We start from the raw sequence: 14,124 nt of genomic DNA, 5'->3' as shown, positions 1-14,124 counted from the left end.
GCGATTTACCTAAGCTAACCCAACTTCAACCAAGATCCGTTCCGCGATGCGGTCCAGAGGTAGGTCTTCAGTAGAAATGCCAGCTTTTGCTACAGCTTGAGGCATACCATATACAACACAGCTATCTTCATCTTGCGCCCAGACAGTCGAGCCCGCAGTTTTCAACATGCGTGAACCTTCACGACCATCTGCGCCCATGCCAGTCAATATCATAGACAACACTTTGTCGCCGTAGATCTTAGCTGCAGAACCGAAAGTCACATCAACACATGGTTTGTAATTCATGCGATCGCCGCCATCAATAATTCTTAGGCGAGCCGAACCTGCACGACCATCAACCATCATCTGCTTACCACCCGGAGCAAGGTAAGCAACACCAGGCTTCAACACGTCTCCGTCTTGAGCTTCGCGAACTTCGATCTTACACAAGGTGTTCAGGCGACTAGCAAATGCCGCAGTGAAGGTTGCAGGCATATGCTGAACTAGCACAATCGGGTGCGGGTAGTTCGCAGGGATGCGCGTTAAAATCTTCTGTAGCGCAACAGGGCCGCCAGTCGATGTGCCAATGGCAGTTAATTGATACTTTTTGCCCGAGGCTCTGAACTTCGCAGCAGTTGCTGCAGCAGGTCTAGCGGCTGGAGCAGCATTAGTAACCGGTTGGCGCAATGGCGTTGATGTTGACGCTGTTGCTGCCACTCTCGGTGCAATTGGTGCACGACGCATGAAAGCACGTTTAGCCGCAATCTGAATCACACGCTGTTGAAGTAACGCAACGGCATCATCGCGGTTACGTGCGATGTCTTCGAACTTCTTAGGTAGGAAATCTAAAGCACCTGCATCTAGAGCATCTAATGTCGCTTTAGCACCATCATGCGTTAGCGATGAAAACATCAAAATAGGCGTTGGAGACGCCGCCATAATTTCACGAACGGCAGTGATACCGTCCATGACAGGCATTTCGATGTCCATGGTAATTACGTCAGGTCTTAGCTGTTTCGCTTTCTCTACCGCTTCCTTACCATTTACCGCAACATCGATGACTTCTAGGCGAGCCTCTGAATTGATGATCTCGCTTACTCGACGACGAAAAAAGCTCGAATCATCAACGACTAATACTTTAATCGCCATATTTATCCTTAAATTAAATTCTTGACGCAGCTGCGTACTGCTTCAACAAGTCAGGCACATCTAGAATCAATGCAATGTGACCATCACTTGTAATTGTTGCACCTGCCATGCCTGGCGTACCTTGCAACAGTTTATCAAGCGGTTTAATAACCACTTCTTCCTGACCGATAAGCGTATCAACAACAAAACCAACACGCTGGCTACCTAGTTGTACGATAACCACATGACCATGTCCTTTACGTAGCTCAACATCGCCAGCTTTAGGTGCAAGCCAGTTCTGCAAGTAGAACAGTGGAATCGATTTGTCGCGAACGATGATGGTCAACTGGCCATCAACCACGTTAGTGCGACTTAAATCTAGGTGGAAAATTTCGTTAACCGAAGCCAAAGGCAGCGCAAATGGGTGACCAGAAACACCAACCATCAATGTAGGTAGAATCGCTAGTGTCAGTGGAACCTTGATCGTAATCTTGGTGCCTTGTCCCATTTCAGAATCGATATCAATTGAGCCATTCAGTGTGTTGATCGCTGTTTTCACAACGTCCATACCTACACCACGACCAGAGATATCAGAGATCTGCTCTTTACTTGAGAAGCCTGGTGCGAAAATTAGGTTGAAACACTCTTTGTTTGATAAACGAGAAGCAGCATCTTCATCCATCAGACCACGCTTGACCGCGATAGCACGAAGCTTATCAGGGTCCATGCCACCACCGTCATCAACGATAGCCAGTTCAATGTGATCACCCTCTTGAGAGGCAGACAAAATCACTTTACCGGTTCTTGATTTACCCGCCATTACGCGGTCTTCCGGCATTTCAATACCATGGTCAACTGAGTTTCTCACCAAGTGAATCAGTGGATCAGCAAGTGCTTCTACTAAGTTTTTATCTAGGTCCGTCTCTTCACCGCGCATCTCAAGAACGATGTCTTTTTTCAGGCTACGAGCAAGGTCACGGACAACTCGAGGGAAACGACCAAATACTTTCTTGATCGGTTGCATACGAGTCTTCATTACCGCACCTTGTAGGTCTGCAGTAACAACATCTAGGTTAGAAACAGCTTTCGACATTTCTTCGTCGTTGCTGTTTAAACCAAGGCTAACCAATCGGTTACGAACCAATACCAATTCGCCAACCATGTTCATAATGGTATCCAGCGTAGAGGTATCAACACGAACGGTCGCTTCGGCTTGTTGCTTTTTAGCAGGCGCTTTTACTTCCGCTTTCGCAGGTGCACTTGGTGTAGGTTCAGCTTTAACTGCTACTGGTGCCGCTGGTTGCGGCTTAGGTGCAGCTTGTGGTGCCACTGGTTTCGCTTCTGCTGGCTTAGTTGCTGCATCAAGCTCTTCAGCCGATGGACCGTTACCTGAACCATGTAATTGGTCAAGTAACTTCTCAAACTCTTCGTCTGTCATCAGGTCATCGCCTTCAGACATCGCCGAAACTGGAGCAACAGGAGGAGCTGGCGGTGGAGGCGGTGGAGGCGGCGTCGAACCCGCACTTGTCGGGCTGTTACCCGCGCCATGCAGTTCGTCCAATAACTTTTCGAATTCGTCGTCAGTGATATCACCACTATCAACCACAGGTTGTGGTGCAGCTGGTGCTGGCGGCGGTGTTGGAGCCGCAGATGACGTTGGTGAACCACCTTTACCATGAAGTTCATCAAGCAGGCGCTCAAATTCATCTTCAGAGATATCGTCTACTGAAGAGGCACTGATGCTTGGGCTTTCTACGACCGGTTCAGGTTCAACAGCGATAGGCTCAGGGATAACAGGTGCAGGCGCTTCTACCGGTGCAACTTCATCCGCAGACTCTGGTTTACAGAGACGGTGAAGCTCATCCAATAATGCTTGATCTGCTGGTACTAAAGGTTCCTGATCTTGCACGGCTTGGAACTGTGTATTAACAGTATCTAGAGCCTGCAGCATAGTATCCATCAAACCTGATGTTACGCTGCGTTGGCCATTGCGTAGAATGTCGAACACATTCTCGGCACCATGACAAGTATCCACCAGCTCAGTTAATGCTAGGAAACCAGCACCACCTTTTACTGTATGGAAACCACGGAAAATAGCATTTAATAGGTCTTTGTCGTCAGGGTTATTCTCAAGTTCTACCAGCTGCTCTGATAGAAGCTCAAGGATCTCTCCTGCTTCGACTAAAAAGTCCTGAAGAATATCTTCGTCTAAATCGTAGCTCATACGTTACCTTTAAAATCCAAGACTGGATAACAAATCGTCGACTTCATCTTGAGAAGCAACAGCGTCTTCGCGCTCTTCTGGATTCATGATTGGTCCTTCTGGAGCAATCGATGCTTTCTTCTCTGATTTCGGAGTTGGCTCAATCTGATTCGCACCAAATACGGTGAGAATCTCAACCAAGCGCCCTTCAACCTCATTCACCAAGGTAATAACTTTGCTAATAATCTGCCCAGTTAAATCTTGGAAATCCTGAGCCATCAAGATTTCAGTCAGTTGCCCACGTAGTTCGGTACTATCGCCCTCTACTTGGACAAGCAATCCATCAATGCGGTGACATAAAGCTTTAAATTGCGCCAGCTCAATGCGGCCATGCATCAGTTCATTCCATTGAGGCCTTACTTGAAGTAAACACTCGTGTAGGTTGTCTGCGATTGGCATACAGCGATCGACAGCGTCCATCGTTTTATTTGCCGCCACTTCCGTTTTATCAATGACATACTGAAGGCGATCCCTTGCATCAGGGATTTCATCATTTGCGATAACGCTAATGCGCTCGTCAAAGTTGAATTGTGTCAAAGAGTCATGGAGGTCGCGAGTCAGACTACCTATTTCTTGAAGCATTGGATTGTCTTGAAGACTAAAGTTGTCTTCATAAATGCTTCTAACAAGAGAATCAGCATCTTGCTGCTCATCGTTTTCAAGCAGCTCTACTAATTTTTTTGCTTGTTCTAATGAAATCATCCTGAGTTCGGCCTTACTCCGCATATTTGTGACGCTTCAACGTTTGAGAAAAACGGGAAACTAAAAAGTTAATGTCTCTCTAGAAGCGCCTAAAACAGGTTATTTTTAATGCTTATAAGCGCTCAAAAATCTTATCTAGTTTCTCTTTAAGAGTTGCGGCAGTGAAAGGCTTCACAATGTAACCATTAACACCCGCTTGCGCAGCTTCGATGATCTGCTCACGCTTCGCTTCTGCCGTGATCATTAGCACTGGAAGGTGCTTAAGTTCAGCGTCTGCACGAATGTGTTTTAGCAGGTCGATACCTTGCATGCCCGGCATGTTCCAGTCAGTTACCACGAAATCAAATTCGCCTTTTTTCAGCATAGGTAACGCGGTCAAGCCATCGTCTGCTTCTTGTGTGTTGTTGAAGCCTAGGTCGCGAAGTAGGTTTTTAACAATTCGGCGCATCGTTGAAAAATCATCAACAATGAGAATTTTCATGTTTTTGTTCAAATTAGCCTCCACTGAATAAAAATCAGTGTTGTTAGTCGTTCTGTGTCCAAGCACTTAACTTAGTGCGTAAACGCTGCATAGATTGGCTCAATATTTGGCTGACACGAGACTCGCTGACACCTAATACTTCCCCAATCTCTTTTAAATTGAGTTCTTCGTCGTAATAAAGCGAAAGCACTAAGCCTTCTCTTTCCGGAAGCTGTTTTATCGAATCGATCAAAGCTTGGCGGAATGACTCATCAGCAACCCCTTGAAAAGGCGCGTTATCTTGAGAGTCTTCATTCGGAGATATTACATCATCTGAGACGCCTAAATCTTCGATCCCGACCAGTCTTGAGCAATTAATATCAGTTAAAGCACTATGATACTGCTCTAAACTGAGTCCCATGTGCTTTGCCACTTCGGCATCGCTTGGGTCGCGGTTGAGAGTGCTCTCTAATTCCGCAATTGCACTGCTGATTTCTCGATTGTTTTTATGAACCGATCTCGGCACCCAATCTCCTCGGCGAATGTCATCCAACATTGCGCCACGGATTCGAATACCGGCATACGTCTCAAAGCTTGCGCCTTTGGTACCATCATAGTTTTGTTGCGCTTCAATCAAGCCGATCATGCCAGCTTGAATCAAGTCATCAACCAATACATTAGGCGGTAATCGCCCCAACAAGTGATGAGCGATACGTTTAACCAACACAGAGTACTTCTCAAAAAAAGCCTGTTGGCTATTGTGATTAGCGTGTTGGTCGTAGGTAAGCGCTTTATTCACCAAATGGTTCCTCTACAAATTCAGTACGGTTCAGCAGCCTTTCAACAAAGAACTCCAAGTGTCCACTTGGTGTTTTTGGTATTGGCCAGGTCAATGCTTTATTTGCCAATGAGCTGATTGCCAACGCAGCTGGAGAGCGAGGAAACGCGTCGACTACGATTTTCTGTCTCTTGACTGATTGACGTACTTTATCATCTAAAGGAATACATGCTACGAGTTCGAGGCTCACATTCAAGAAGCGCTCTGTGACCAAAGTCAATTTTGCAAATAATTCTCGGCCTTCGCGGTAGCTTCTGACCATATTTGCGACAACTTTAAATCGCTGAACTTGGTGCTCTCTGCTCAAAAGCTTAATCAACGCATATGCATCTGTGATTGAGGTAGGTTCGTCACATACCACGACCACTACATCTTGCGCCGCTCTTGAGAAACTGATCACCATGTCCGAGATACCAGCCGCGGTATCTACTAGCAAGATGTCCATTTCGTCTTCGAGTGTACCAAATGCGCGAATCAAACCAGCGTGTTGTGCGTGCGATAGCTCTGTCATGCTCTGAGTGCCTGAAGTCGCTGGAATAATTTTAATTCCGTGCGGACCTTCAACAATCGCATCTTTGAGTTCACACTCACCCGCTAACACATGTCCAAGGTTTCGCTTAGAGCGAATACCCAGCATGATATCGACGTTTGCAAGGCCTAAGTCGGCATCAAGCACCATGACTTTTTTACCTTGGCGCGCCATACAAATAGCCATACCTAACGTCACATTAGATTTACCAACGCCACCTTTACCGCCCGTTACCGCAATAACTTTGGTGATTGAAGGCTTGGTTAAGCGACGGAGGCCGCTAGCTTGATCGTGTATCATATTTTCATTCATATTTATCCGCCGCCTAGAGCCCTTCAGAATCGCTATTCCAGTAATGAGGTTCATTCTCTGTAGATTTCTCTAACAGCTCATTTGCCTTAGCAATCATGTACTTTGGTTGAGCTATAACGATATCTTCAGGAACTCGTTGACCATTTGCTATGTAAGCAACTGGTAATGCATTTTGTATTACGACACTGATGAATTCACCAAGACTGAGGGATTCATCCAATTTAGTCATGATGCATCCCGACAACGGGATTCTTCTAAAGTGTTCAATTGTTTCTTGTAGTACTTTGCGTTGCGCTGTAGCTGGCAAAACAAGGTAGCTATTGATAACGGAACCACTCTCTTGCATCAATGTGTCTAACTGCTCAGATAGGCGAACATCTCGTTGTCCCATACCTGCAGTATCGACCAGAATCAGGCGACGATTACGTAACTGATATATTACATCGGCCAGTTCGCTAGAATCTTTAGCAACTCTTACAGGACAACCCATAATTCGACCATAAATCGATAACTGCTCATGTGCACCTATGCGATATGTATCTGTTGTCACAAGTGCTACGTTGTCTGCGCCATATTCCATGGCAGCGCGAGCCGCAAGCTTTGCAACCGTCGTCGTTTTACCCACGCCGGTTGGGCCAAGTAGAGCCACAATTCCGCCGCGTTTTAAAATATCTTTCTGTGTCACGGAGATCTGGTCAGCAACCAAGGCTAACAACGCCTTCCATGCACGAGCTGGTTTGGTATCTTCTGGAATGTAACAAGCCATCTGATCAGCAAGCTCTGCTGACACGCCCATACGTTCAAGACGCTTGATAAGCATGGCTCTCAGCGGTTCGCGACGCTCAACTTCTTGCCACATCAGTCCTGACACTTGATGCTCTAACAGACGGCGAATTGAGGTCATCTCTTCGCGCATCGTTTCCATTTCAGTATCAGAGCCTTTGGATTGACCACTGTCACGACCGCGATCATAGCGAGTCGGATCCAAGCGAGGCGCTGGGCGCTCAACTCGGCGATCTTCAGCAATCAATTTAGAAAGACCGGTTTCGCGAGCAAATGCTGAATCTAGACTACCGCTCGATGGCTGGCTGTTGTGCGACAAGTGGCTATTACTAGGTTGGCGATTAAGTAACGCAGAAAGAGAGTCTTCGTTTTCAGCGCGGTGCTGAGGTTCATCGTCCGTACTATGACTGTATTGCTTAAGCATGTTTGCAAAGCGCTTAGTCATTGAGCGTCCACCTTCAGAATTTGACTGAAGGCTTACCTTGTCATCATCTAATTCGCGACGTCCTGCCGGAGCTGAAGGAGCGGCCATTTGCGTGTATTGGCTATGCGCAGGCTGCTGAGGTTTGTTGAGTCTTGGGCTCGCTGTTGACGGGCTAGATTCGCCATCAATAGCGGCAACAATTTCCACGCCACCTGCGACCTTTTTGTTAGACATGATCACAGCGTCCGAACCAAGTTCTTCTTTCACTTGGAGCAGAGCAGTTCGCATGTCTTTTGCAAAAAATCGTTTAATTTTCAATTCGATCGTCCGTTCTAATTAGGCGGCTTAATTACCAACAGCTTGTACTATACGTATCTGCTTTTCATCCGGTATTTCTTGGTAAGACAGCACTCTCAAGCTTGGGATCGTGTTCTTCACGAACTTAGCTAGAGTCGAACGTAACACGCCTGAAGTCAGTAGCACTGCAGGCTCCCCTTTTAGCTCTTGCTCTTGAGTCGCTTGGCTAAGAGAGGTCTGTAAACGTTCCGCTAAACCAGGTTCAATACCAGCAGATTCTCCGCCGGATGCCTGCATGGTTTGATGCAAGATTTGTTCCAGCTCAGGAATTAGGGTTATTACAGGTAACTCTGGCTCTATCCCATTGATTTCCTGAACAATTAGTCGTTTCAATGAGATACGAACTGCCGCCGTTAATATGTCAGGTTCTTGACTCTTGCTCGAGTACTCCGACAAAGTTTGGACTATAGTTCGGATATCACGGATTGGGATCGCTTCATTAAGCAGATTTTGTAGCACTTTCACGACCACACCAAGCTGCAGTTGATCCGGTACAAAGCCTTCAACCAACTTAGGAGTTGAGCGGCTAAGCATCTCAAGTAGGTTCTGAACCTCTTCGTGTCCAATGAGCTGCGATGCATTGTTAGTAAGCAGCTGGCTGAGGTGGGTTGCTAACACGGTCGACGAATCAACTACGGTGTAGCCGAGAGCCTGAGCATGTTCACGTTGCTCCTCACGAATCCATACCGCTTCTAAACCAAACGCTGGATCGATAGTCGGCTCACCGTCGATCATTCCATACACTTGGCCCGGGTTAATCGCGAGTTCCATATCCGGCTTTATCTCAGCCTCACCTACCGCAACACCCATTAAGGTGATTCGGTAGCTGTTTGGTGTCAGTTCTAAGTTGTCACGTATGTGTACCGCCGGGATCAAGAAGCCGAAATCTTGAGACAACTTCTTACGCACACCTTTAACGCGCTCTAGTAGTTCCCCGCCTTGATCTCTATCTACCAGAGGAATCAAGCGATAGCCCACTTCTAGGCCAATAATATCAACAGGTTGAACGTCATCCCAAGAGAGCTCTTGTTGCGAACCTGTCTCGCCACTGGCTTCAACAGCTGCAGGGAGGTTCGGCTCCAATGCCTTCTTCTTCTGTTTCTTATCGATGTAATAAGCCGACCCCCCAGCAATGGCAGCGAGGCTCAAGAACGAGAAGTGTGGCATGCCCGGAACAATACCCATCACACCGAGAATCGCCGCTGTGATCATCAAGGCTTTTGGATTGTCGAACATCTGGAAGATGAGCTGTTGGCCCATGTCTTCATCGGTATTTTGACGCGTTACCATCATCGCTGCAGCGATAGACAGTAATAGAGATGGAATTTGTGCAACCAGACCATCACCGATAGTCAGTAGCGTGTAGATCTCGATAGCTTCACCGAAACCTAAATCAAATTGAGCCATACCTATGCTCAAGCCACCAATGATGTTGATGAACAGGATCAAAATACCCGCTATCGCATCACCTTTAACGAACTTCGAAGCACCATCCATCGAACCGTAGAAGTCGGCCTCTTTGGTAACTTCAAAACGTCGCAGACGCGCCTGTTCTTGGTCGATCAAACCCGCATTCAAATCGGCATCGATTGCCATTTGTTTACCCGGTAATGCATCCAAGGTGAAACGCGCACTTACTTCCGAGATACGGCCTGCACCTTTGGTAACAACCATGAAGTTGATGATCATTAAGATCAAAAACACCACTAAACCAACCGCGTAGTTACCACCGATAACCACGTTACCGAAGGCTTCAATCACGTTACCCGCCGCATCGCCACCTTCGTGACCGTGCAGTAGAACCACACGAGTAGATGCAACGTTCAACGCCAATCGAAGCAAAGTCGCAATCAGAAGAACGGTCGGGAAAGCGGCGAAATCTAAAGGTCTTCGTGTATATACGGAAACCAGCAGCACAACCATAGCGAGTGCGATGTTGAAGGTGAAGAACATATCCAGCAAGAACGCAGGAATCGGCAACACCACCATCGCCAGCGTGGCAAGTACCATAACAGGTGCACCAATTGCAGGCATGGCACGGTTAGGGATTTTTGGTAGCTTGTCCGCAAAAGGCAGGGAGAATTTCATAAATCTAGATAGTTTCGCTATGTTTGTCGCCTCTCGCCAACAAGTCGGGCTCAGGGCTAAGCTATGTTGCCAACGTTATTAGCAACAAGGTTTATAGTGATCAGGTTTACCATGACCGGCTTATAATGTTCGGGATTGATATAGCAAACACTGTACCAATATCGAACGTCAATTTATCAGCGCTTTGATGGCAAACAGAAGCTAATTAATGCCTCTATTATCAAGCTTCATAAGGCTGAGCTCAAGCAATTGATCTAATGGCGTAAATCAGGTGGGATCGGCATATTAGAATCTTGCAGTTTTGGCCTCTCACCACCACGTTTTCGATACTGTTTTAGCTGGAACACATATGCAAGCACTTGAGCGACGGCGGTAAACAGACCGTCAGGAATTTGTTGTTCGAGCTCAGTGGTGTGATAAAGCGCCCTCGCCAACGGTGGTGCAGGAACAATATAGATATCATGCTCTCGAGCGATTTCACGGATCTTCATCGCCATGTGATCAACACCCTTCGCAACCACAATTGGCGCTTTATCTTGATTCTGCTTATAGCGCAAAGCCACCGAGAAGTGTTCCGGGTTGGTGACAATCACGTCCGCTTGAGGAACATCAGCCATCATACGACGCTGAGCGGCTTCTCTTTGCAACATACGAATTCGACCTTTCACTTCAGGCTTACCCTCAGTGTCTTTGAATTCGTCTTTCACTTCTTGCTTGGTCATCTTCAATTGATCGGCGTGTTGCCAGATCTGGAATGGAATATCGATGGCCACCACAATTAGCAGAGAACAACTGATCAAGAGAATAAAGTTAAGCAAGATATCCAAGGCGTGAAAGATATTCTGCGGATAAACATCCATGCTCAGCTGCATTAAGTCATGTTGAGAGGCCTGAATCAGATAAACCGCCATTCCCGATACCAGCGCCACTTTCAAAATCGATTTAATCAGTTCAACCCAGCTTTGCAGGCCAAACATACGCTTGATACCACTGAGTGGATTAAGCTTAGACGCCTTTGGCATCGCAGCTTGCATCGAGAAGTTAATCCCGCCAACCCCTGCTGCGCCAATAACAGCCGCAATAAACAAGGTGATCAGAATTAAGAACAGCGGAAACAGCAAGTTCACCAATGCGCCACCTGCGATTTCAAGAAGCTTGTTGGTATCAAAGATTTCATCGCGGCTTAAAGAAAACAGGCGTTGCATGGCCTCGAACAGCGCCTTCGCCATCGATTCACCAAACCACATTAGTGCAACGGCACCGACAATTAATACCGATGCTGACGCCAGCTCTTTTGACCTTGCAACCTGCCCTTTCTCTTTGGCCTGTTGCAAGCGTCTGGGCGTGGCGTCTTCTGTGCGTTCTTGACCGTCTGACTCTGCCATTTCTGTCTCCTAGCAATCTAACCGGATTAGACGACATATCTGTTGCTCGCCTTGCATCCAAAATAGCTCATAGTGACTATACAAGCCGCCAAGGATGTACCAACAAAGTAACAGACCCACGAGTAGCGCAAATGCAAAACCCAAAGAAAAGATATTTAGCTGAGGCGCGGCACGTGTCATTACACCGAATGACAGGTTTATCGTCAGCAATGCGATAATTCCCGATAGCGACATCGCCAATGCCGCTTTGAACATGATGCCGAGCCATAATGCCAGCTCTCGAAAATCGACCGAGGTCAGAGAGCCACTGCCAATCGGCAGAGTTTTAAAACTGAATACTACCAGCTGCAACATTTTCAAGTGACCATCGGTCGCCAAGAAGAACATAGTCGCAAGTAGCATGAAGAGCTGACCCAATACAGGCGTGTTCTGTCCATTTGCTGGGTCGACCATAGAGGCGAAACCCAAGCTCGATTGCATACCAAGGATTTGACCGAGCATTACAAAAGTTTGGATCATGAACTGAGTGACAAAACCCATCGCCACACCAATCACAATTTGCTCAAAGACAGTTAGGAAGCCTTGGAAAGAGAGCAGTTCAATATCTTTTGGAACCGCGGGAATCGCAGGCATCACTGCGAAGGTGATTGCCAAACCTAAATACAGACGAATACGCGGCGACACAAACCGTGCACCGGTGACCGTCATCACCATCAGCATGGCTGAGATGCGAGTGTAAGGCCAAAAATAATTGGCTAACCACTCTAGTACAAGGCTCGTTGGGTATTCCATATCGGTTTAATACAGAACTTGAGGTAAACGTTCGATGAGTTCAAAAAAGAACTCCATCATCATCTGAGTCATCCAGTGCGCAAACAGCATCAAGGCTAATAAGGTCACGATCAAACGTGGCAGGAAACTCAATGTTTGTTCGTTGATCGAGGTCGCTGCTTGGAAGATAGCTACGACCAAGCCGATCAGCAAGCTGGGAATAATGATGGCGCAAACCATGATTAGCACCATCCAAAGCGCGTCTCGGAACAACTCTACGAATATTTCAGGATTCATGATGTCCCCCAGCTACAAGGCAAAACTGCCGGCGAGTGTGGAGAGTATCAGGTTCCAACCATCAACAAGAACGAACAGCATCAACTTAAACGGCAGCGATACGATCATTGGTGACAACATCATCATACCCATCGCCATCAATACCGACGCCACCACCAAGTCGATAATCAAAAACGGCAAGAACAGCATAAAGCCAATCTGGAACGCGGTTTTGAGTTCAGAGGTGATAAACGCAGGAATCAACACTGCCATTGAAACATCTTCAGGATTGGTCACTTCCGCCCCAGAAATTTCAACAAAGGTCTCCAGATCTTTAATTCGAGTCTGCTTGAGCATGAATAATTTGATAGGCCCTTGGGCAACATCAAATGCTTGTCGTGCGGTTATCTGCTCATTCAAATAGGGTTGGACCGCCTGCTCATTCACCTGATTGATTACCGGTGACATGATGAAGAAGGTCAAGAATATTGCGATACCAATGATGACTTGGTTCGATGGCGTTTGTTGCAAACCCATTGCCTGACGCAGGATGGACATCACCACGACAATACGGGTGAATGAAGTCATCAAAATAACCATTGCCGGCAAGAAGCCAAGCATGGTCATCAACGCAAGAATTTGCAGGTTGATCGAGTAGTCTTCACCACCGTTAGCATTGGTCGTCATGGTGAAAGCAGGAATGCCGCCCCCGCTGCCCGTCAAGCTGCCGGTGGTCATAGTGGTCGATTTGGCTTGGTCTTGTTCCATCGTGCTGATGGTGACCGACTCTGAGCCCGCGGTGTTGGTGGGAATAACAGTGCCGTCTTCAGCCTGTGCAAATACCGACACACTAAACAAAAGGGTACAGAGAAGAGTGAGCTGAACCAGCAGCACTTTCACCGCTCGGAAAGCTCCGGCTTGGTAAAAGTAAGATGAGTTCAAAAGTCCGTTATTTGTTTGCATCTTTTTTCATGAGCTGGGAAAGCTGACTTGAGAATGTACTTTTTTCCAGCATCTCCTGAGTAAGAGGTTTATCAAGCTTAGAGATCAGCTGAATAGATTGAGTGGTAATGCCCACTAAGAACTGTTCATCGCCCGCTTGCACAATAGCGATACGCTCTTTTGTGCCCACAGGGATTTGCCTAACAATCGCCAAACCTTGTTGATTGGACATCGCTGGCACTTGCATGCGCTTAAGCAACCAAGCAATAAATAAAATGAAGGCTATAACGAAAATTAGCGACCCAAAAGTGGTCGCTAAATCAAGAGAAGGTGGCGTTGCTGCAAAGGCAACAGAAGGAATAGCAAACAGCCCTACTCCAACTATTGCTCGAGATAAGCTCTTCAGCCCTTGAGGTAAACTCGTCAACCTTAGAGACGATAAGCGCATTAACGTAGCTTCTTAATACGTTCTGTTTGGCTAATTACGTCGGTCAAACGAATACCAAATTTGTCGTTCACCACAACCACTTCACCGTGAGCAATCAGAGTACCATTAACCATCACATCCAGTGACTCACCAGCAATACGGTCTAACTCTACAACCGAACCTTGGTTCAATTGCAGAAGGTTGCGGATACTGATCTGAGAGCGGCCAACTTCCATAGAAATGGTGACAGGGATATCCATGATGGTATCCAGCTTACGGCGCTCGTCTTCAGAAATCGGAGACGATGAATCAGTTAGCTCATCAAGTGGTGCCGCAAGCACATCGTCAACATCAATTGACGGTGCAGAAGGGTCTTCACCAAGTGCTGCAGCCCATTCGTCTGCTAGCTTTTGATCTTCACTAGGTTCCATTACCAATTCCTATACTTTTATCTATTTTG

14 protein-coding genes are annotated in these 14,124 nt (G+C 46.9%); all 14 read right to left on the bottom strand.

Annotation, left to right across the window (positions count from 1 at the left end):
• Nucleotides 1-9 precede the first annotated feature (9 nt).
• Nucleotides 10-1,128, bottom strand: a complete 1,119-nt coding sequence (locus tag L1D55_RS05440; RefSeq protein ID WP_239916748.1) for a chemotaxis response regulator protein-glutamate methylesterase — start codon at nucleotides 1,126-1,128, stop codon at nucleotides 10-12.
• A 13-nt stretch (nucleotides 1,129-1,141) separates the two neighbouring features.
• The gene (locus tag L1D55_RS05435; protein WP_239916747.1) at nucleotides 1,142-3,331 is read right to left on the bottom strand and encodes a chemotaxis protein CheA; all 2,190 of its coding nucleotides are present in this window, start codon (nucleotides 3,329-3,331) and stop codon (nucleotides 1,142-1,144) included.
• Between the two features lie 9 nt (nucleotides 3,332-3,340).
• On the bottom strand, nucleotides 3,341-4,072 hold the full coding sequence (locus L1D55_RS05430; RefSeq protein ID WP_171368380.1) for a protein phosphatase CheZ: 732 nt from the start codon (nucleotides 4,070-4,072) through the stop codon (nucleotides 3,341-3,343).
• A gap of 112 nt (nucleotides 4,073-4,184) precedes the next feature.
• Nucleotides 4,185-4,553: a chemotaxis response regulator CheY gene (cheY, locus tag L1D55_RS05425; RefSeq protein WP_008218307.1), complete on the bottom strand. Its 369-nt coding sequence runs from the start codon at nucleotides 4,551-4,553 to the stop codon at nucleotides 4,185-4,187.
• Nucleotides 4,554-4,596: 43 nt separating this feature from the next.
• The gene (locus L1D55_RS05420; RefSeq protein WP_004739861.1) at nucleotides 4,597-5,331 is read right to left on the bottom strand and encodes an RNA polymerase sigma factor FliA; all 735 of its coding nucleotides are present in this window, start codon (nucleotides 5,329-5,331) and stop codon (nucleotides 4,597-4,599) included.
• Complete coding sequence (locus tag L1D55_RS05415) at nucleotides 5,324-6,211, bottom strand: MinD/ParA family protein (protein ID WP_008218303.1); 888 nt, start codon at nucleotides 6,209-6,211, stop codon at nucleotides 5,324-5,326. Before L1D55_RS05415 ends, L1D55_RS05420 begins: the two co-directional genes overlap by 8 nt.
• A 13-nt stretch (nucleotides 6,212-6,224) precedes the next feature.
• Nucleotides 6,225-7,736, bottom strand: coding sequence for a flagellar biosynthesis protein FlhF (gene flhF, locus L1D55_RS05410; RefSeq protein WP_239916745.1), 1,512 nt, complete (start codon nucleotides 7,734-7,736; stop codon nucleotides 6,225-6,227).
• 27 nt (nucleotides 7,737-7,763) lie between these two features.
• Nucleotides 7,764-9,863, bottom strand: coding sequence for a flagellar biosynthesis protein FlhA (gene flhA, locus L1D55_RS05405; RefSeq protein ID WP_239916744.1), 2,100 nt, complete (start codon nucleotides 9,861-9,863; stop codon nucleotides 7,764-7,766).
• Between the two features lie 254 nt (nucleotides 9,864-10,117).
• On the bottom strand, nucleotides 10,118-11,248 hold the full coding sequence (flhB, locus tag L1D55_RS05400; RefSeq protein ID WP_008218297.1) for a flagellar biosynthesis protein FlhB: 1,131 nt from the start codon (nucleotides 11,246-11,248) through the stop codon (nucleotides 10,118-10,120).
• Between the two features lie 9 nt (nucleotides 11,249-11,257).
• The gene (fliR, locus tag L1D55_RS05395; protein WP_239916743.1) at nucleotides 11,258-12,040 is read right to left on the bottom strand and encodes a flagellar biosynthetic protein FliR; all 783 of its coding nucleotides are present in this window, start codon (nucleotides 12,038-12,040) and stop codon (nucleotides 11,258-11,260) included.
• Nucleotides 12,041-12,046: 6 nt separating this feature from the next.
• The gene (fliQ, locus tag L1D55_RS05390; RefSeq protein ID WP_004739854.1) at nucleotides 12,047-12,316 is read right to left on the bottom strand and encodes a flagellar biosynthesis protein FliQ; all 270 of its coding nucleotides are present in this window, start codon (nucleotides 12,314-12,316) and stop codon (nucleotides 12,047-12,049) included.
• A 12-nt stretch (nucleotides 12,317-12,328) separates the two neighbouring features.
• Entirely contained in the window at nucleotides 12,329-13,258 is a 930-nt protein-coding gene (gene fliP / locus L1D55_RS05385; protein ID WP_239916742.1) for a flagellar type III secretion system pore protein FliP, read from the bottom strand.
• A complete protein-coding gene (fliO, locus tag L1D55_RS05380) occupies nucleotides 13,245-13,685 on the bottom strand; it encodes a flagellar biosynthetic protein FliO (protein WP_008218293.1) in 441 nt (146 codons plus the stop codon). The genes fliP and fliO overlap by 14 nt, the downstream gene beginning before the upstream one ends.
• Nucleotides 13,685-14,095 (bottom strand): flagellar motor switch protein FliN, encoded by a 411-nt coding sequence (gene fliN, locus L1D55_RS05375; protein ID WP_004739851.1) that lies wholly within the window; start codon nucleotides 14,093-14,095, stop codon nucleotides 13,685-13,687. The genes fliO and fliN overlap by 1 nt, the downstream gene beginning before the upstream one ends.
• Nucleotides 14,096-14,124: the final 29 nt, after the last annotated feature.

Source organism: Vibrio sp. Isolate22 (assembly GCF_022398115.1).
GTDB lineage: Bacteria > Pseudomonadota > Gammaproteobacteria > Enterobacterales > Vibrionaceae > Vibrio.
The sequence above is the reverse complement of the archived record's forward strand: the minus strand, read 5'-3'. Positions and strand labels throughout refer to the sequence as shown.

Excerpts from the sequence above, each read along its gene's own strand:
- L1D55_RS05440 (WP_239916748.1), bottom strand. The coding sequence starts at position 1,128 with ATGGCGATTAAAGTATTAGTCGTTGATGATTCGAGCTTTTTTCGTCGT.
- L1D55_RS05435 (WP_239916747.1), bottom strand. The coding sequence starts at position 3,331 with ATGAGCTACGATTTAGACGAAGATATTCTTCAGGACTTTTTAGTCGAA.
- L1D55_RS05430 (WP_171368380.1), bottom strand. The coding sequence starts at position 4,072 with ATGATTTCATTAGAACAAGCAAAAAAATTAGTAGAGCTGCTTGAAAAC.
- cheY (WP_008218307.1), bottom strand. The coding sequence starts at position 4,553 with ATGAAAATTCTCATTGTTGATGATTTTTCAACGATGCGCCGAATTGTT.
- L1D55_RS05415 (WP_008218303.1), bottom strand. The coding sequence starts at position 6,211 with ATGAATGAAAATATGATACACGATCAAGCTAGCGGCCTCCGTCGCTTA.
- flhA (WP_239916744.1), bottom strand. The coding sequence starts at position 9,863 with ATGAAATTCTCCCTGCCTTTTGCGGACAAGCTACCAAAAATCCCTAAC.
- flhB (WP_008218297.1), bottom strand. The coding sequence starts at position 11,248 with ATGGCAGAGTCAGACGGTCAAGAACGCACAGAAGACGCCACGCCCAGA.
- fliR (WP_239916743.1), bottom strand. The coding sequence starts at position 12,040 with ATGGAATACCCAACGAGCCTTGTACTAGAGTGGTTAGCCAATTATTTT.
- fliQ (WP_004739854.1), bottom strand. The coding sequence starts at position 12,316 with ATGAATCCTGAAATATTCGTAGAGTTGTTCCGAGACGCGCTTTGGATG.
- fliP (WP_239916742.1), bottom strand. The coding sequence starts at position 13,258 with ATGCAAACAAATAACGGACTTTTGAACTCATCTTACTTTTACCAAGCC.
- fliO (WP_008218293.1), bottom strand. The coding sequence starts at position 13,685 with ATGCGCTTATCGTCTCTAAGGTTGACGAGTTTACCTCAAGGGCTGAAG.
- fliN (WP_004739851.1), bottom strand. The coding sequence starts at position 14,095 with ATGGAACCTAGTGAAGATCAAAAGCTAGCAGACGAATGGGCTGCAGCA.